Annotated in this window: 17 protein-coding genes; 4 read left to right on the forward strand and 13 right to left on the reverse strand. The window is 47.1% G+C overall.

Going from position 1 to position 17,498, the window contains the following annotated elements:
• The coding region (locus BMY78_RS32220) for a glyceraldehyde 3-phosphate dehydrogenase NAD-binding domain-containing protein (protein WP_256222577.1) at positions 1-455 on the reverse strand (455 nt) is incomplete at its 3' end.
• A 233-nt stretch (positions 456-688) separates the two neighbouring features.
• Here BMY78_RS32220 and BMY78_RS32225 point away from each other — a divergent pair.
• Positions 689-1,288 carry a TetR/AcrR family transcriptional regulator gene (locus BMY78_RS32225; protein ID WP_090905499.1) on the forward strand — a complete coding sequence of 200 codons (600 nt, stop codon included), beginning with the start codon at positions 689-691 and terminating at the stop codon, positions 1,286-1,288.
• A gap of 570 nt (positions 1,289-1,858) precedes the next feature.
• Here BMY78_RS32225 and rarD read toward each other — a convergent pair.
• The 9 genes from rarD to hemQ form a co-directional block, all read right to left on the reverse strand.
• Positions 1,859-2,761 carry an EamA family transporter RarD gene (gene rarD / locus BMY78_RS32230; protein WP_090905501.1) on the reverse strand — a complete coding sequence of 301 codons (903 nt, stop codon included), beginning with the start codon at positions 2,759-2,761 and terminating at the stop codon, positions 1,859-1,861.
• Between the two features lie 43 nt (positions 2,762-2,804).
• A complete protein-coding gene (gene cydC / locus BMY78_RS32235; RefSeq protein ID WP_090905503.1) occupies positions 2,805-4,532 on the reverse strand; it encodes a thiol reductant ABC exporter subunit CydC in 1,728 nt (575 codons plus the stop codon).
• On the reverse strand, positions 4,529-6,295 hold the full coding sequence (gene cydD / locus BMY78_RS32240; protein ID WP_090905505.1) for a thiol reductant ABC exporter subunit CydD: 1,767 nt from the start codon (positions 6,293-6,295) through the stop codon (positions 4,529-4,531). Before cydD ends, cydC begins: the two co-directional genes overlap by 4 nt.
• Before the next feature lie 43 nt (positions 6,296-6,338).
• Entirely contained in the window at positions 6,339-7,352 is a 1,014-nt protein-coding gene (locus BMY78_RS32245; protein WP_090905507.1) for a cytochrome d ubiquinol oxidase subunit II, read from the reverse strand.
• The gene (locus BMY78_RS32250) at positions 7,352-8,716 is read right to left on the reverse strand and encodes a cytochrome ubiquinol oxidase subunit I (protein WP_090905509.1); all 1,365 of its coding nucleotides are present in this window, start codon (positions 8,714-8,716) and stop codon (positions 7,352-7,354) included. The genes BMY78_RS32245 and BMY78_RS32250 overlap by 1 nt, the downstream gene beginning before the upstream one ends.
• Before the next feature lie 58 nt (positions 8,717-8,774).
• Positions 8,775-9,050, reverse strand: coding sequence for a chlorite dismutase family protein (locus tag BMY78_RS33845; RefSeq protein ID WP_306459203.1), 276 nt, complete (start codon positions 9,048-9,050; stop codon positions 8,775-8,777).
• Between the two features lie 109 nt (positions 9,051-9,159).
• Complete coding sequence (locus tag BMY78_RS32260) at positions 9,160-9,618, reverse strand: Rid family hydrolase (RefSeq protein ID WP_090905511.1); 459 nt, start codon at positions 9,616-9,618, stop codon at positions 9,160-9,162.
• 205 nt (positions 9,619-9,823) lie between these two features.
• Entirely contained in the window at positions 9,824-10,381 is a 558-nt protein-coding gene (locus BMY78_RS32265; RefSeq protein WP_090905513.1) for an NAD(P)H-dependent oxidoreductase, read from the reverse strand.
• A 141-nt stretch (positions 10,382-10,522) separates the two neighbouring features.
• A complete protein-coding gene (gene hemQ, locus BMY78_RS32270; RefSeq protein ID WP_090905515.1) occupies positions 10,523-11,269 on the reverse strand; it encodes a hydrogen peroxide-dependent heme synthase in 747 nt (248 codons plus the stop codon).
• 909 nt (positions 11,270-12,178) lie between these two features.
• On the opposite strand from hemQ, the gene BMY78_RS32280 reads away from it, so the two are divergent.
• From BMY78_RS32280 to BMY78_RS32290, 3 genes are all read left to right on the forward strand, one after another.
• On the forward strand, positions 12,179-13,378 hold the full coding sequence (locus tag BMY78_RS32280; RefSeq protein WP_090905520.1) for an MFS transporter: 1,200 nt from the start codon (positions 12,179-12,181) through the stop codon (positions 13,376-13,378).
• 236 nt (positions 13,379-13,614) lie between these two features.
• Complete coding sequence (locus BMY78_RS32285) at positions 13,615-14,190, forward strand: TetR/AcrR family transcriptional regulator (RefSeq protein ID WP_090905521.1); 576 nt, start codon at positions 13,615-13,617, stop codon at positions 14,188-14,190.
• On the forward strand, positions 14,187-15,167 hold the full coding sequence (locus BMY78_RS32290; protein ID WP_090905523.1) for an NAD-dependent epimerase/dehydratase family protein: 981 nt from the start codon (positions 14,187-14,189) through the stop codon (positions 15,165-15,167). Before BMY78_RS32285 ends, BMY78_RS32290 begins: the two co-directional genes overlap by 4 nt.
• A 464-nt stretch (positions 15,168-15,631) precedes the next feature.
• Here BMY78_RS32290 and BMY78_RS32300 read toward each other — a convergent pair whose 3' ends face one another.
• The 3 genes from BMY78_RS32300 to BMY78_RS32310 form a co-directional block, all read right to left on the reverse strand.
• Entirely contained in the window at positions 15,632-15,901 is a 270-nt protein-coding gene (locus tag BMY78_RS32300; RefSeq protein WP_090905525.1) for a hypothetical protein, read from the reverse strand.
• Between the two features lie 167 nt (positions 15,902-16,068).
• Positions 16,069-17,058, reverse strand: a complete 990-nt coding sequence (locus BMY78_RS32305) for an aldo/keto reductase (RefSeq protein ID WP_053779478.1) — start codon at positions 17,056-17,058, stop codon at positions 16,069-16,071.
• Positions 17,059-17,268: 210 nt separating this feature from the next.
• Complete coding sequence (locus BMY78_RS32310; protein ID WP_090905527.1) at positions 17,269-17,490, reverse strand: NifU family protein; 222 nt, start codon at positions 17,488-17,490, stop codon at positions 17,269-17,271.
• Between the last annotated feature and the right edge of the window lie 8 nt (positions 17,491-17,498).

The following is a 17,498-nucleotide window of genomic DNA, read 5'->3' on the forward strand; positions in this document are numbered from 1 at the left end:
GTGCAAGAAGCACCGGAAATGACGGTTTCCGTTCCGTCCAGTGTTTCATGGTTTACGTTATACACGATGGTCTTCATGTCGGCTGTTGCCGGAGCAGAAATAACAACTTTATTTGCTCCGCCTTTCAGGTGAAGCTCGGCCTTTTCTTTGGTGGTGAAGAAACCTGTACATTCAAGCACGATATCTACGCCGAGCTCGCCCCAAGGAATCTCTTCGGGATTACGGTTAGCCAGTACTTTAATTTCTTTGCCGTTAACAGTAAAGGCTCCATCATGAACTTCGATGTCTCCATGGAAAGTGCCTTGCGTAGTATCATATTTGAGCAGATGAGCCAGCATTTTTGCGTCAGTCAGATCGTTGATGGCCACAACCTCGATATTGCCCACCTCTTGAATTCGACGAAAAGCGAGTCTTCCGATCCGCCCAAAACCGTTAATGCCTACTTTTACACTCATTGAATAAACCTCCTGTTTTCGTTCGAAATCCATTCCATATTATTTTGTCCAATAGAACTTAAAGGTAAGCATTGACCCGAAGCCAAACAAGCTTGCCTTTGGAATGGGTTTGTTTTAAAATAAAAGATACCGATCGGTATCTTTATTATATCAGGATTTGATACATTGGCAAGGCTTCGGCCGTAAAATTTTGATATAATGTTAGATTGGAATAAGGTCATTCGGAGGAACCCATGAAAAAAGGAGATCGAACAAGAGAGCACATTATTATGAAATCGGCAGCAATCTTTAATCAGAGAGGATATGCCGGTACATCGTTAAACGATATTATTGCCGATACCGGGATTAAGAAGGGGGGCATCTATCGGCATTTTACAAGTAAAGATGAAATTGCGCTTGAAGCCTACAACTACGCCGCCAGTAATGTTATCAGCAAATTTGCTGAGGCGGTCGACCGGGAGCAATCTGCGTCAGGGAGATTACTTGCTTTTTTTCGTGTTTATGAAGATGTTGTTGGTAATCCACCATTTGTTGGCGGATGTCCTATGCAGAATACAGCAGTAGAAAGTGACGATACTCATGTGGAGCTTCGAGATCAGGCAAGACAAGGGCTGCATAACCATTTGGATATGATAAAGAGTATAATTCTTAACGGGATAAATAGTGGGGAGTTTAAGGAGGATTTAAATGCGGATGCTCTTGCTTCATTTGCCTTTTCCTTGCTCGAAGGAGGCATTTTACTCAGCAAGTTAGATGGGGATAATAAGCATATGCAAATGAATACAGCATCCTTTGCATTTTATTTACAGAATTGTTGTTTGAAAAATAGTTAATCAGTTGTGCTTGGAAGCGTAGAGAGAATAAGATGCTTATATGATCTCTCTCAACATTTTGGAGGTATATCCCCATCCTCGAAATCCCTTCCACTGCTGGAAGGCAGCCTTCCGCCAATAACAAATATAACTTATATACGGTGAATTTCCGCGCAACATCGACGTAGTGCATCTCGCTTAGTAGGGAAGGATGGTTTCTTCCGGAATCAATATATTGAAGAATGCTGGATATTGAAGTAGGCTTTTTCATGAGGCCGCCTCGTTTCGGGAGATTGCAGGGGTACAACAATTTACCGAATGAGGCGGCTTTTTTACCTTTTTTGGCTAACTAACAGGCTTTGCCCAAAACAGCCATCTTTCCGCGTTCCAATCATAGATGATATCGCTGCCCCATTTCTCTTCGAGCTTCGTCGCTTGGAACTCGCGGTTTAACACATTGTGTTGAACGGGCAGCTTATTATTGGAGAACCATACACTGTGTCATGGTTAATCTTCAGTTCTCGGGTGACATCTGTCATCGTTTGGACGCTTTCATTAATATGTTGTACTGTCTAACACCTGAAGGCCTCGTCATACATAGGTTTTATCATGGTGCACATTCACCTTCGTGACTTTTGTGCCACGAACTGATGCCACAGCGTATATAACAAGCGCTGTCCAAATGAGTGCAAAACCGACGAGAAGGGTAGACGAAACCGATTCCTTGAACACAAATACGCTCAGTAACAGCATGATTGTCGGCCCGATGTATTGTACGAATCCGAGTGTGGAAAACGCCATGCGGGCGGCTGCTCGTGCAAAGAAGAACAGCGGCAGTGCCGTTACTACGCCCGAAAGGAGTAGTTCGATGAACATGGACGGAGGCAGTGTCCATGCCATCGCCTTGCCCACGGATGCCAAATAGACCCAGTACCCGAGCGCAATGGGTAGAACTACAACTGTCTCCGACAACAAGCCTACAGAAGCGTTTAGCACAATCTTCTTTTTCGCAAGGCCGTATAAGCCAAACGACGCAGCCAGCGAGATTGCGACCCACGGAAATCGCCCATAGTCGATTGCGATAATGAGCACCGCCGCGCCAGCGACGGCAATCGCGAGCCACTGGCCACGATTCGGCTTCTCACGAAGGAAGACGATTGCTAGTAACACGTTCAGCAGCGGGTTTAAATAATAGCCGAGGCTTGTCTCAACGACATGGTTGTTATTGACAGCCCAGATGAAGATGAGCCAATTAGCAGCGATCAACAGTCCGCTGGCGGTGAGTGATAGCAGGAGCGTACGGCTAGTCACAATCCGCTTCATATCACCCCAGCGGCGCTGGACGGTGACGAGAATACCCATGAAGACAAACGACCAGACAACCCTGTGTGATAAAATCTCGCCTGCAGGCACATCATTAAACAACTTCCAATAAAGCGGGAGAACTCCCCACATGATATAAGCGATAATAGCGTTGATTAACCCATTATTCATAATCAATTTCCTTCTTCCCGCTCCGATTCTGAGTGCAATCTGCTCAGTCCCCCGTAGCGCCAATTAATTGTAACTCAATTTGTTTCATCTTATAAAAATAGCCTTTTTGCTCCATCAATTCGGAATACGAACCCGTTTCTACTACCCCTCCTTGCTCCATAACGACGATTCTATCCATTCCTTCCAAACCGTTAAGCCGGTGACAGATTAGCAGAAGCGTATCTTCGGACGCCTGCTCGTATAGGTACGTCAAAACACGTTGCTCTGTCACATAGTCCAGCGAAGACGTCGGCTCATCCAGTAGCCATAGCTTTCCCTTGCGAAGTATGGCCCGCGCCAGGGCCAACCGCTGTTTTTCGCCTTCCGATAAATTTACTCCCTTTTCGTACACGGGATCCGTTAACGAGATGGTCGGCAATTGCACTTTAGCGAGAATATCCAACAGGTCGCCGTCAGAATGATTCTCACCATCCATGAGCAAGTTATCCCGGATCGTTCCCCGGAAAAAATGGCTTTGCTGCAGCACGACACTAGCCGTTTTCCAAATGCTCGACTCCTCCAGTTCCTGTACTGATATGCCGCTCAGTCGCAAATCCCCAGCCGTTGGCGTACGTAGCTTGAGTAACAACTCAATCAGCGTAGACTTTCCCGAACCGCTAGGTCCGACAATCGCTGTTTTAGATCCTGGTGGAATTTGCAACGAAAAGTTCTTTAATGCTGGTCTCCACTCGTCTTCATATTGAAATGAAACGCCGGATAGTTCAATAGAAACGGCATGCTCGGTATTTAACGTACAACTTGGCAGAACCGGCTGCATTGCAGGAGTCAATACTGCTTCCGTCAGCCGCTTGGCTGCATGTTCGCTATCTTGCTTATATGCTGGCAACGTGGCCATAGTCGCTGCTTCTTCAAATACAGTTAATGAGGCCATGACAAGCATAGCCAGATATACGCCAGCTAGCATTCCATCCGATATCAGATAAGCACCAAGGGCCAACACCCCCCAGGAAATCAGATATGTGACAAAGGCATGCATCGTTTGTCCACGTAGCAGTTGTCCGGCCGCTCGCTGCTGCTCGGCTGCCAATGTAGCAGAAGCTTGGCGAAGTTGCTGTTCCCGCTGCGCAAGCTGCCCATAAACTTTAAGATCCCGGAAACCATACAACACCTCTGTTACTTCCGTAGACAACAGCGCTCGCTGCTTGCGAACATGCCCATTGATTTTCCGATATCCTAGTAATACGATTCCCGGCACGACCAATACGGTTCCCAGCATACCGAGTAGCATCAAGCAAGCCATCCAGAAAGAAAAGGAGGCGGTAGCCAGCATTGTCGTCAAGAACACCATGACAACAATGATCGGCGGATACGCGACGCGTAAAAAATAGTGCTGCAAACTCTCTACATCCCCAACGATTCGTGCAAGCAGATCCCCGCTTCGGTTTTTATTTAAAATGCCTGGCGTTAAGGGAATGAGCTTGGCAAAAAAGGATGATCGCAAACGGCTAAGCATAGAGAATGTCGCTCGGTGTGAATATAAGCGCTCGCCATAACGACTCACCGCTCGAAGTAAACCAAGCAGCTTGACCAACGAAGTAAGTACGATCAGCGTATAAAGCGGAGGTGCAAACACCGTTTGCGAAATCAGATAGCCGCTCGCAGAAAAGAGGATCACACCGGCAATACCGGCGACAAATCCGCCTAAAATCGAAAGAATAATATCTTTGCGCTCCCGAATCATAGATTGGAACAAAATAGCCAACTCGTTCATCCCGGCACCCCTTTGCGTTGGACATCGACCATCTCTGCATACGCAGGCAGGCGTTTAATAAGCTCGTCGTGATGTCCCGAGCCCATTAGGACGCCATGGTCCATAAACAAAATGTTGTCCGCATTTCGAATGGTATACAATCGGTGAGCCACCGTAATCATCGTCGCCGATTTTGCCAAGGTTCCAATCGAATGTTGCAGGATGCTCTCGGTGTGAAGATCGAGTCCGACGGTCGGCTCATCGAACAAAATAATGGAAGGTCGCTTCAAAAAAGCCCGCGCTACGGCAAGCCGTTGCTTTTCCCCACCGGATAGTCCTCTACCGCCTTCACCGACGGGGGTATCAAATCCCTGCTCCAGTTGGGATACAACCTGCGAAAGACCCGCGTCCGCAGCCGCTGCCTCAATTTCAGCCCTGGAGACTTTCCGCCCGGCACCGATTGCGATATTATCAGCGAAGGTACCTGCAAAAATGTAAGGATGCTGCGTAATGTAGCTGATATGTTCGAACCATATCGTCTCATTCTGTTGAGTAAGCGGGTTTCCACTCACTAGAATGGTCCCCGACACCGGTCTTAGTAAACCCGCTATAAGATGGAGCAAGGTTGTTTTACCGGATCCGCTATGACCAACAAGGGCAATATGATCTCCTGGTCGAATTGTGATCGAACCTGTATTCAGCTCAAATGAGTCAGGTGCATACTGAAACCGGACATTGTCCAGTTCAATGGTGGGCGGCATTGGAAACAGCTTCTTCGGAAATGTCTGGAGCCCTACCGGCTGATCCTTCAGATCGTTTCTATCGTTCGTGTCCGCGAGCATGGTTTCAACCTTGCGAACCGCCCCCATACTGGTTCGCCCATTGTGAAAGGCTGTTCCCGAACTCTTTAGTAAGCTGTAAAATTCGGGCACGAGCAACAATACAAAAAAGGCCGTGTGAAACGACATCGATTTGAAAACAAGGAGCTGAATGGCCAGTTCGAGAGCAACAATCCCGATGCTCAGCATCACAATTGATTCCAGCATGAGGGTATTCGTAAACGCAATCTTCAAAATATCCATTGTGGCATCACGGTATCTTAAGCTACTACGTTCGATTTCTTGCTGCTGATGGCGGGCCCGTCCGAATATTTTTAACGTAACGAGCCCTTGAAGAGAATCTAGAAATGTACCGGAAAATTCAGCCAACTGCGCATACTTTTCTTCTGATTTATTTTTTGTTTTCAGCCCTACCAAAATCATAAAAATCGGTATAAACGGTGCTGTAACCAGCATGATAATACCTGAATTGGCATGTTGGGTAAACGAAACGACTAAAATCAGAATGGGGATAATGACCATTTCCACCATACGCGGCATGTATTGACTGAAATAACTATCCGCCTCATCCACAGCATCCAGCGCAATGCTGACCTTTCCCCCCGTTTGCCCTTGAAGAGAGGAAGGCATGGAAGCATGCATGAAATTTTCAAGCACGGCTGCTCGCATATTTATTTTGGCGGTTGCTGCCATTTGCAAACCAACTGTCGCGTTCCCTAATGACAACAGTGTACGCATCGTCATCACGACCAGTAGGATGCCAAGTAGTAGGGCAACCGATGATAAAGATGCTTTCTCTACAAAGATCTGCTGGACGGCTTCGGCCAGCAGTGCAGCCTGACTTACAATCGCGGCGCCTAGTGCGAGCGAGATGAATGACAGGTAAATGAGACGTTTGCGTTGCGCGGTCAACTGTATAGCAATCAAGCTTCTTTTCTCCTTCACCAAACTCAACTCCTTTTATGGTAGTAGCCTGCGAGTAATCAGCCTACTTTTTCCCTTTCACGTAATCCGCATCAAATAGAAACAGCTTGAAAACCAAAATAAGAGAAGGAATTAATAGACACATACCCCCGATAAATACGACAACCAGCGCGAAGCCCATTGAGGATGAGGTAACGCTGCTTTGAATCGTAATGTAGGGATCAAGAATATAGGGATACTGCCCAATCCCGTAAGCGAAAAAGGCACAGAGAAATTGCAGCATGATGCAAACAAATGCTACCCCATAGCGACGGCCGCGGTATAACAGCCACAACGCAATGATGAAAAAGGTAACAGAAAGTGCTAACAGCCACCATAAATCCATCATATTTTGATAGTGCCGCTCATTGTGTTGCCCCAAATAGATAAAGGCCGTCAGGGCGATAATAATCGTCGGTGTGCTCCAGAACAGCGCATAGGTCCGCATAAGCTTTAGGGCAGCTTTGTCCTCTGCTCGTGAAGCGTAAAACGTCAAAAAACAGGCACTAATAAACAAAACAGACACAATCGCCAATCCAACGATGCTCCACGATAATGGATTGGTTAATAAAGCCCAGTAATCCAGAGAAACCGTCTGATCCTGCTTCAAGATAAAGCCGCCTTCAGACAGGGTCAGCGCCACGGACAATGAAGCCGGGATCAGCAAACCCGTTGCGCCGTACAAAAACAGATAGACAATATTATTTTTGGACCCATAGTTTTCAAATGCATAGAACGAGCCACGAATAGCAAGCAGCACGATTGCGACACTCCCTGGAACAATAAGCGCCGAGCCATAATAATACGCTGTATCCGGAAAAAATCCGATCATGCCGATGTAGAAAAAGACGAAAAACACATTTGTGATCTCCCATACGGGTGACAAATAACGAGAAATCAGACGATTAATGAGGTGGTCCTGCTTGGTCAGGCGGGCATAAAAGGCAAAGAAACCTGCTCCAAAGTCAATGGAGGCTAAAATAAGATAACCGTACAAAAACAGCCAAAGTACTGAAATTCCAATCAAATCATAACTCATCAGGCATGCGCATCCTTCCCGGACCTCTTGTTACCCGCATGCTGTGCCCACTTCTCCATCTCAGTTTCTGCCGGATTATTGTGGAATAAGCGCCGAAGAACAAGAACACTAACCGCGCCTAATACGATGTAAAGAAGAAGGAAGAGGAAAAAAAGAATTCTCACGCTGGGCGATGTCGTCGCCGCTTCTTCTACACGCATATATCCTCGTAGAATCCACGGCTGCCGCCCCAACTCGGCGTAAAACCAGCCCAACTCGACTCCCAAAAATGCGAGCGGCGCACCTAGAGCAATAATGCGGAGCAGCCATTTATTGTGCTCATTGCGTTTTTTCCAGAATGTAAATAGGAAATACAGAACGGATATGCCCAATAACGCAAACCCTATGCCAGCCATCAAATCAAAAAAATAATGCACAAGGAGCGGAGGTTGTTCATCTGGAGAAAATTCATTCAGACCTGTTACTTTCGCATTAAAATTTCCAAAAGCCAGGAAGCTGAGAATCTTCGGCAGGTGAATTGCGCCAATAATTTTATGCTCGGCATTAAGCCACCCCAATAGAATCAAATCCGCGCCGCTCTCGGTCTCAAAATGCCATTCCGCAGCAGCTAGCTTTTCCGGCTGATGCTCGGCCAAGAACTTGGCAGACGCATCTCCAGCTACTGTGTTTAGCAATCCGAATAACATAACAACGGCCATCATAAGCTTTAACGCTTTTTTGTGGTATCCAGTAACCCCTTTTCTAAGCATCGTAAAAGCCGCAATTCCTGCTAGCAGAGCCGCTCCTGTTAAGTAGGCTGAGCTTAATACATGGAACACTTTGGAGAACGTCGCCGTATTCAGCATCGCTTGCACAGGGTTAACGGCTGTAAATTGTCCACCTTGCATTGTGAATCCCCCAGGTTGGTTCATAAAACCATTCACAGTCGTAATAAAAACAGCAGACATTCCTGCCCCTAAGACAATGGGGAGTGTGAGCAGCCAATGAATATAGGGATTCTTGAACCGATCCCACGTATACAGATAAATGCCTAAAAAGATAGCTTCAAAAAAGAATGCAAATACCTCCATGAATAACGGAAGTGCAATAACGTTCCCTGCCAATTTCATAAAATTCGGCCATACCAATGCCAGTTGCAGTGAAATTGCCGTGCCTGTTACGACACCAACTGCGACGGATATAACAAACCCCCGCGCCCACCTCTTAGCCATCAGTGTGTAATGAGAATCTTGCTTGCGGATGCCGATGAACTCAGCAATCGCGATCATGAGAGGGATACCGACACCAATCGTCGCGAATATCATATGGAACCCTAGTGTCATTCCTGTCACCAGCCTGCTCCATAGTACCGTATCAATTCCCATTCCTTACGACCTCCCTTCCAAAGCCATTTGTAATTTGTGTTGATTATATATCTGTCCCTCAGCAATCTGGTTTTACGAATTTGGCGAACCGAGAACGATTAAATGCGTTCTCCGCTGAGTTCAGCTCCTTGAGTGTGTCGCGTAGGTTTATAAACATAATGTCTGCCTTCTGGCCGACGATGGCATACATTGCCAAGCTGCCTTCCATCCGGGATTCGACCGCCATAACGACAATCCGTTGGTCCTGGAGACGTCTAAAAAGGTATTTAAACAACATAAAGACGTGACTGGATTGACCGTTATCAGCGACCAAGGATGCCAATACACGTCTCATGCATAACACGACATGCTGCCACAGGTTGGCACACAATCAACATGTCGTTGGGGGCAGTTGTCTTGATGGGTTCGTGATGGGCACGCCTCCTCGTCAAACCCGCGTCCGCTTAGGCTTGAGGCAGCACTGCCTTGAAGACGATTTCGATTAGTTGCTCTGGGAAGCCCAGTCTCGGTACGCCGATCAAATTGCTGGCGACCTGAGGCCGCGGCGTCCCGTAGACTTCTTTCCGAACCTTGCCTGCGACCGCAAACGCCGCATCGACATCGAGGACGTAGAGCGTATCTTCAACCACGTGGTCGAAGGTGGCCCCGAATTGTGCTAGGATCTTCGCGGCATTGGCATAGGTTACCCGCATCTGCTCCTCCATCATCGAGAAGTCGGCCGGCTTCCCAGATTCATCGAGCACCGCGGGGAAGACCATCGCCCCATTTTCGTCGTGGCTGAGTTGGCCGGAAACATGGATCGTGTTTCCGATCTTGATTGCTTGTGCATAACCGTAAGCGTCTTCCGCCGGCACACCATGATAGGCGGCCTCTTTACCATTCGTTGCGTTCGTATTCGTCATCTTCTTATCTCCTTTTCGTATACGCTGACTCGGATATCCGAGCCGCTTTTTCTTGTGAGCCGATTGCATTGTCGTTGCTGATGGATAACATTATGCTCAGGAACCGTTCTTTTTTTATACACCAGCAACGATTACTGGACATATGAGCGCAGCGCCGCTTATGAGGGGTTAAGTTTTTGGATGACTCCCCGAGTGAGATCCCCCCTTAGGATTCAACTGCAATCAGAAATGGCTGAGTGACGAATTCAGCATACTTCTTAGCCAGTTTTTCAAGAGCTTCGTCATTTACTTCTCTAACACCACTAATTTCAAAGGAGGGTTTATAAAGCATTTTTACACGATTTGCAGAAGCCTGGAAGGGTCTCAGCAGCTCGCTATAAGAATATTGATGGAATCCGCCGGCTTGATAAGCTTCACGAACACCGCCGGTTGAAATGGCCAGCCGCAGTTCCTTACCTTCCAGCTTATTTCCTCCCGGCCCGTACGCCCAGCCGCTGCCCCATACTTTGTCCAGCCATTTTTTCAACAAGTAAGGAGCGCTGTACCAGTAAAATGGGAATTGAAGTACAATCCGGTCGTAATTTTCCAAAAGTTGGCGTTCTTTTTCCACGTCGATTTGTTCGTCAGGGTAAGCTTCATACAGCAGGTGGACAGTGACTTCTTCATGTATTAATAGTTCTTCGGTCAGCCGTTTATTTATTCTTGAGCTATTTAAGTTAGGATGGGTTACAATGACCAATGTTTTTTCCGTCTGGTTTGTCATCAATCTAAGTTTCTCCTTATCCGGGTTGATTTTTTGTTAAGTTTCCTCGGTACTTTGCAATTGGGTTTATATTTTCGAAATGGACCTAGAACTGTCACGAAATATAAAAAATTAAAAATCCGTGAAGCATAATTTAGCCCTTCACACGTTCAGCAACTCTGTCAAGCCAGCAGGTGTGAGTATGTTGCCAACGTAAAACTGGCCGAATTCTCCGAAGCGTGCGCTAGTCTCGTCGAACCGCATCTCATAGACGAGCTTCTTAAACTGCAGCGGATCGTCGGCAAACAGTGTAACACCCCACTCCCAATCGTCGAAGCCGACCGAGCCGGTGATAATCTGCTTGACCTTGCCTGCATAAGTGCGGCCGATCATACCGTGACTGCGCATGAAGTTTTTGCGCTCCTCCAGAGAAAGCATGTACCAGTTATCGTTAAGCATGCGTCGCTTGTTCATAGGGTAAAAGCAGATATGTTTCGCCTTGGGTAAGATTGGCTTAAGGCGAGCGGCTACTTCGGGAACTTGCATCGGATCGGAGCCGGGAGGGGCTAAATAATTGCTCAGCTCGACGACACTGACGTACGAGTAAACTGGTTTTACGAATTTTGCGAACCGAGAACGATTAAATGCGTTCTCCGCTGAGTTCAGCTCCTCGAGTGTCTCGCGTAGGTTTATAAACATAATGTCTGCCTTCTGGCCTACGATGGCGTACATTGCCAAGCTGCCCTCCATCCGGGATTCGACCGCCGACCATTCATAGATTAGCGTCATCAAATCATGCTTTGCATACTCGCGTTCCTCTGTGGTTGCACTTTCCCAGGCAAGCCAGTCGATGGTGCGGAAATCATGCAGTGCATACCAACCCTCTATCGTTTCTGTTGCTTCACTCATCTTACTTCAACTCCCCTGGTTGTTTTGTCTTATCCAATAGCTTTCTTTTTTTTGAATTTCATTTCTTGATCTTAGAACAAAGAGTGATTTCATCCTGATAAGGAGTTGCTGCATCTAATGTAACGGGACTATAGTCGAACTGTCGTGTTTTAAGAAATGATGATTTATCATCATACACTTGATCGACCATGCAGTCTTTCTTCTCAAGATTTGATTTGAGAAGCATTTGAATGCGTCTATCCCGAGCAACAATGAGAATTTTAGTTCCGTATTTTAACAAATATATAATCACTTCCTTGTCCTTGCGTGCACTACAAATTCATTATGTGACAACTCTTTAATTCGGCGAAAAAAAGGTCAGATCAGTTCAACGCCTTTAAAATCTACTTTTCAGTCATTCTCAAGTCCTCCTATAAGTTTTAGTTATTCCAAAAAGGTAATAACTCTCATGAAAACAAAATGGCTCGGCGCTATTTCATTCTAGAACAGCTTGTTGTACAATAAAAGATACCGAACGGTACCTTTTATTGTATCATGATTCTATTGAAAGGCAAGACCGGAATCGTATGTTCGATTTTTTCGTGACAGGATTAAAGCTGGGGAGTTTAGGGGGATCTGGATTTAAGGAGTTTTGCTCAGTAAATTGGATAGGCTAACAAGCGCGTGCTAATGAATATAACATTCTTCTCGTCTTATTTGCAGGAATGCTGTTTCGCAAGGAAACACGAGTAGATGGAACAACCATTGTGCGTATATGTATGACAAAATGGTGAGCTATATCGAAGGAGTAGCAGAAAGAGCTTGTCGAACGGGGCTTGTGAATAATGCAGGAATCACCCGAGTCTGGTGCTAAAGCTGCTGGTTTTCGAGTGCTTTCTTATTGAGAAAAACGGATAGGTGGTTATTTATTTGGATGCAGTGAATATAGAAAATAAACCAGAAAGTAAAAGACCGACTTTGGCGCTATTAGCGCTGACAATCGGGGCATTTGCGATTGGAATGACTGAATTTATTATTATGGGGTTACTTCCTGAAGTGGCCGAAAGCTTGCAGGTGTCCATCCCCTCAGCAGGGCTACTCATTACCGGATATGCACTGGGTGTGGCTATAGGAGCTCCTATCATCACAGTCGCCACTCATCGAATGAAGCGAAAGCAGTTGCTTCTTTTTCTTATGATTCTGTTCATATCAGGTAATGCATTGGCTGCTCTTGCACCGAACTATGGAGTATTAATGGTAGCTCGTATCGTGGCTGCATTAACTCATGGGTCCTTTTTTGGCGTTGGATCTGTTATTGCAGCTGGACTGGTTCCTAAGGAAAAACGGGCTGGAGCTATTGCAATCATGTTTACCGGTCTGACACTTGCAAATATTCTTGGCGTTCCGATCGGTACATTTATTGGTCAAGCCTTTGGATGGAGATCCACTTTTTGGGCGATCACTATCCTAGGTCTGATTGCTTTGATTGGGATTGCCGTGCTCGTTCCAAAAGTAGAATCAGCTTTATCGAACCTTAAGCAGGAGCTTAGTGTACTGCGTAAGCCAACCGTTTATATTGCTCTTTTGATGACGACGTTTGGTAATGGAGGGCTCTTTACGGTATTCACTTATATTTCACCGATTTTAACTGATATTACTAAGTTCCCGGTGAATTCGGTTTCTTACATCCTTGTTTTATTCGGGATCGGCATCACGCTTGGGAATATTATCGGAGGCAAGCTGGCTGACCGCAAATTAATGCCGTCTCTCCTCGGGATACTCGTTGTGTTGGCCATAGTTTTGGCATTATTCTCAATTACGGATCAGCATAAAGTGCCTGCTTTGATTACTATTTTTATATTAGGAATGGCTGCTTTTGGAATTATACCAGGATTGCAGCTTCATATGCTGAATATGGCCAAAGAAGCTCCAACGCTGGCGTCGACTTTAAATGTTGCGGCTTTTAACCTGGGTAATGCGTTTGGTGCGTATATCGGAGGCTTGGTTATAGATTTACAATTTGGGGGAGGCCTAACAGCCGTTCCTTGGGTTGCTTCCATCGTAACCGGCGTGGGAATTTTATTTACTCTCTGGAGTGTTCAACAACAAAAGAAAAGTACTAGGCCGTAATTTTAGGGTAAGCTTTGCTTATCGTCCATGAGAAATCGTGGGTCTTATAGAGACAGACTTTGATGGGGGATTGCTCGTGTTTGCCACAATCACTGAATCAAGATGGATTTTCAGCGTCCGTACGGGAAACGGATATAGTCGCGTCGGGAACTGGGGTTTTATTGAATGTCAGGAGGGGATTGGCACCAATATAGCATCGCTATAGACAAACTAAGTAGCTGTGCTATATTGGTCGCATGAATACACACGACGCTCTACTCAATGCGGCTTTACAAGTTCTCGAGGAAGAGGGCGAGGCACAGTTCACAACCCGCTCCGTCTGCGCAATAGCGAAGGTGACCGCACCGACGCTGTATCATCACTTCGGCAGCGCCGACGGGCTACTGAGCGCCGCCATTAAGGAAGCATTTGCTCAGTTTCTTGAGAGTAAAAGGACTGCTACGCAATCCTTCGATCCGGTTATGGCACTACGCGAAGGCTGGGACGATTACGTGCGCTTCGCGGCGGCTCGTCCACGGCTCTACGGGGTGATGATGGGCCGCGTTCTCAACGATGCTGAAATTCCCGCCGACGAGCAGGCATTTGCGCTCCTCATCCAACGCATCGCGGCCATCGCTGCTGAGGGTCGGCTCAGGCCGACGGTGGAGGTGGCTGCTGATCTCATGTGGGCATCTGCGAATGCTGCATCCCTACTATACGTCACAGCTCGGCTACGCAAAGCGGTGCCACCCACTTTAGAAATCCTGGAGCAAATTCGTGAGGGGGCCATACGGTCCATCCTACATCCTGAACAGAAAGGACGAACACAATGAAAATTCTTGTCACGGGAGGTACTGGTCTGCTAGGCGGTCGCCTAATCCCGAAGCTCATAGAGGACGGTCACGAGATTTTCGCACTCACACGCTCCATATCATCTCACGCCAAACTCAAGTCCATGGGTGCTACGCCAGTCGATGCCGATCTCGAAAGCAGCACGCCACTCATATTGCCGGTGATTGATGCGGTTGTGCACGCAGCAGCACTGTTCCGCTTTTCAGGGCCTCGCGAACCCCTCTTTCGTACCAACGTTGATGGAACCGTAGCCTTGTTGAAGGCAGCCGAGTCCGCCGGTGCGAAGACATTTGTCTACATCAGTGCAGCGGGAATCCTCATGGATAATGGCGGTACTCCCAAACGCAACGTTGATGAAAGCACGCCGATTTTCCCGAACCACTTCTCCGCCTACCTGGCAAGCAAGGCACGGGCCGAATCGATGGTTCTGGCAGCTAACAAACCTGGCTTTCGCACCATCGCGCTTCGCCCGCCGGCTATCTGGGGGCCGGGTGATCCGTTTAGTCAAGGGCTTCCCGAAGCAGTCAGATCTGGACAGTTCGCCTTCATCAACCGCGGAGACTATGCTTTTGCAACCTGCCACGTGGACAATGTGGTAGAAGCGATACAATGCACACTCACACGCGGAGAAGGCGGTCATGCCTTCTTCATCAAAGACCAGGAAGGGCAGACTTTCCGTGAGTTCGTCACCTCGCTCGCGAACTTACAGGGCTTGTCCATCAATAAGCTGCATTCGATGCCCTACTGGCTTGCCTCTGCCATTGGCCGGCTGCTCGACACTATCTGGGCCGTCACGCGGAAGGACGGGGATCCGCCGATCTCACGCTCGATGATACGCATGATCGGGCGTGAGTTCACAGTCAACGATGCCGCTGCACGTCGAGAGTTGGGCTATGTCGGAAGAACTTTGCGTGATGCGGGCTTGCAAAGCTATGAGGAAACATCTGCTCGACGATAGTGCTTTGGAGGGCGAACGCAGACAATCGCCGGTTAGTCGTTCTACGGACTTGCCCCCTTTTGTCGATATAGCAGACAGCAGAGAAAAGAACGTACTTGAAACAAGTAATATGAAGTTCTTAAAGATCAAGGGGCAATAAAGGTAACATTAAGATCTGATGATTACTTCCTTGGATATTTCTCTATAAATAATTTAGAATATAGTATGGAAACAAGGACAAGCCATATGAAGCAAACTCCACATGGCTTGTCCTTGTATTATTTGTAACGACTAAGATCAAAGCGACTGACTGCCAGGATAAAGGCAATTGTCAACTGTTGTTTGCAATTTGGATCAATGGTGCCATTTCGTTTAGCGTATTTATTTATAAATCCCATAACGGATAATCAATCTGGCTTCAGCTTCTTTGTCACCTTGTTGTGCTAAATGAAGCAGATTAGATACGCTATTCATATTTATCCTCCTTAATACGAAATGAAAAATAGCTTTAATACGAAATGAAAAATAGCTTTAATTCGAAAGAAAAAAGCAGCGATGCCGCCAATAGCCAGAAAAGGAGCCAGTGGCAATGCTGTTTGTTTAGTATCTTGAAAGCCGAAGCGGAAACTGCTGGCAACAGCAATCAGCAGCACCAGCGTCAACCCGCCGATAATGCTTTGCAGTGTGCCATAGAGTGGAGCTAATATAACGCCGCAAGCAGCCATCAGCTTGTTGTGTGTGTTTTCAAACTGCACTTTTGTTGACAACTCCAGAGCATGATCCGGAAAATAAACCTGTAATGAAAAGGGATGAGCAAGGAGTAGAGTGTAAAGGCTCAGTAGAGCGCAAGCCCATGCATGGGCTGTAGATAGAATAGAATAAGCGGGGACCGTTGTCCCCGCCCTCCATATTGAAAAGTAAACTATCCGGGCAAAATGGCTTCGATTTGCTCCAGCTCTTCTGCACTAAGTTCCGGTGCATTCAAGGAGGCGACCGCATCCTCAATTTGGCTTACCTTGCTGGCTCCAATCAGGGCGGAAGTCACTCTGCCGCCGCGAAGCACCCAGGAGAGAGCCAACTGCGACATTTTCTGTCCGCGAGCAGCGGCAAGATCGTTCAGTTTCCGTACTTTACCGAGGACATCATCCGTAAGCTCTTTTTCAGAAAGGAAGACACTTGGTCCGGCGGCACGGGAATCGGCTGCGATGCCGTTTAGATAACGGTCAGTCAGGATGCCTTTTTCCAGCGGTGAGAACACGATGCTTCCAATACCTTCTTCGTCCAGTACATCCTGCAAGCCGCCTTCAATCCAGCGGGACAGCATCGAGTAATTCGGCTGATGAATCAGGCATGGAGTTCCGAGCTGGCGCAGGATTTGCGATGCTTTGCGGGTATCTTCCGCACTGTAATTCGAAATGCCGACATACAGGGCCTTGCCTTGGCGAACAAGCAGATCCAATGCAGACATCGTTTCTTCCAGCGGCGTGTTAGGGTCTGGGCGGTGGTGGTAGTAAATGTCTACATAATCCAGTCCCATCCGTTGCAAGCTTTGATCCAGACTGGATACGAGATATTTCTTGGAGCCCCATTCTCCGTAAGGGCCTGGCCACATATAATATCCGGCTTTGCTGGAGATAATCAGTTCATCACGATAAGCGGCTAAATCCTTCTTCAGGATTTGTCCGAAAGTCTCTTCTGCGGAACCGGCAGGAGGCCCGTAGTTGTTGGATAAATCAAAATGGGTGATTCCCAGATCAAAGGCTCTTCTCACCATAGCTCTGCCGTTCTCGAAGTTATCGATCCCGCCAAAGTTATGCCACAGACCTAGCGAAATAGCTGGCAGGAGCAGGCCACTGCGGCCAGTACGGTTATATGTCATCTTGTCATATCGGGTGGAGCTGGCATTATACATGAATGTTCCTCCTAAATGTGATTTGAAACGTGATCCTTTGAAGCACTTGGAAAAGCCGTTTTTTCCGGAAGCGCATACTTTTGTTGGATCTAGCGCAATCTTCATCATAAAGCTGCATTCGTTTCAAGTTTGGTTTACGCTCTTATTGTAGCGAAAAGGCAGGTCCAAACGTATGTCAGCAAGGAAGTAGTTTGTTTGGTCACCCTTTCTCTAGAAGACTTGAACGACTTCATGAATGCCATCTACTTCTTCAAAAATGGCACGTTCTATGCCAGCCTTCAATGTGATCGTTGCACTAGGACAGCCGTTGCACTCTCCCAAGAATTTTAGTTTAGCCACTCCATCCTTAACTTGAACCAATTCGGCATCTCCACCATCGCGGTTTAAATAAGGACGCAGTTTTCTCAATACATCATCTACATCTTTGAACAATTCCTCAG

The organism is Paenibacillus sp. OK076 (genome assembly GCF_900110055.1).
GTDB lineage: Bacteria > Bacillota > Bacilli > Paenibacillales > Paenibacillaceae > Paenibacillus.

Bases quoted from the DNA above. Each gene is read 5' to 3' on its own strand.
- BMY78_RS32225 (WP_090905499.1), top strand. From the start codon at position 689: ATGAAAAAAGGAGATCGAACAAGAGAGCACATTATTATGAAATCGGCA.
- rarD (WP_090905501.1), bottom strand. From the start codon at position 2,761: ATGAATAATGGGTTAATCAACGCTATTATCGCTTATATCATGTGGGGA.
- cydC (WP_090905503.1), bottom strand. From the start codon at position 4,532: ATGAACGAGTTGGCTATTTTGTTCCAATCTATGATTCGGGAGCGCAAA.
- BMY78_RS32245 (WP_090905507.1), bottom strand. From the start codon at position 7,352: ATGAGTTATGATTTGATTGGAATTTCAGTACTTTGGCTGTTTTTGTAC.
- BMY78_RS32250 (WP_090905509.1), bottom strand. From the start codon at position 8,716: ATGGGAATTGATACGGTACTATGGAGCAGGCTGGTGACAGGAATGACA.
- BMY78_RS33845 (WP_306459203.1), bottom strand. From the start codon at position 9,050: ATGAGACGTGTATTGGCATCCTTGGTCGCTGATAACGGTCAATCCAGT.
- BMY78_RS32260 (WP_090905511.1), bottom strand. From the start codon at position 9,618: ATGACGAATACGAACGCAACGAATGGTAAAGAGGCCGCCTATCATGGT.
- BMY78_RS32265 (WP_090905513.1), bottom strand. From the start codon at position 10,381: ATGACAAACCAGACGGAAAAAACATTGGTCATTGTAACCCATCCTAAC.
- hemQ (WP_090905515.1), bottom strand. From the start codon at position 11,269: ATGAGTGAAGCAACAGAAACGATAGAGGGTTGGTATGCACTGCATGAT.
- BMY78_RS32285 (WP_090905521.1), top strand. From the start codon at position 13,615: ATGAATACACACGACGCTCTACTCAATGCGGCTTTACAAGTTCTCGAG.
- BMY78_RS32290 (WP_090905523.1), top strand. From the start codon at position 14,187: ATGAAAATTCTTGTCACGGGAGGTACTGGTCTGCTAGGCGGTCGCCTA.
- BMY78_RS32305 (WP_053779478.1), bottom strand. From the start codon at position 17,058: ATGTATAATGCCAGCTCCACCCGATATGACAAGATGACATATAACCGT.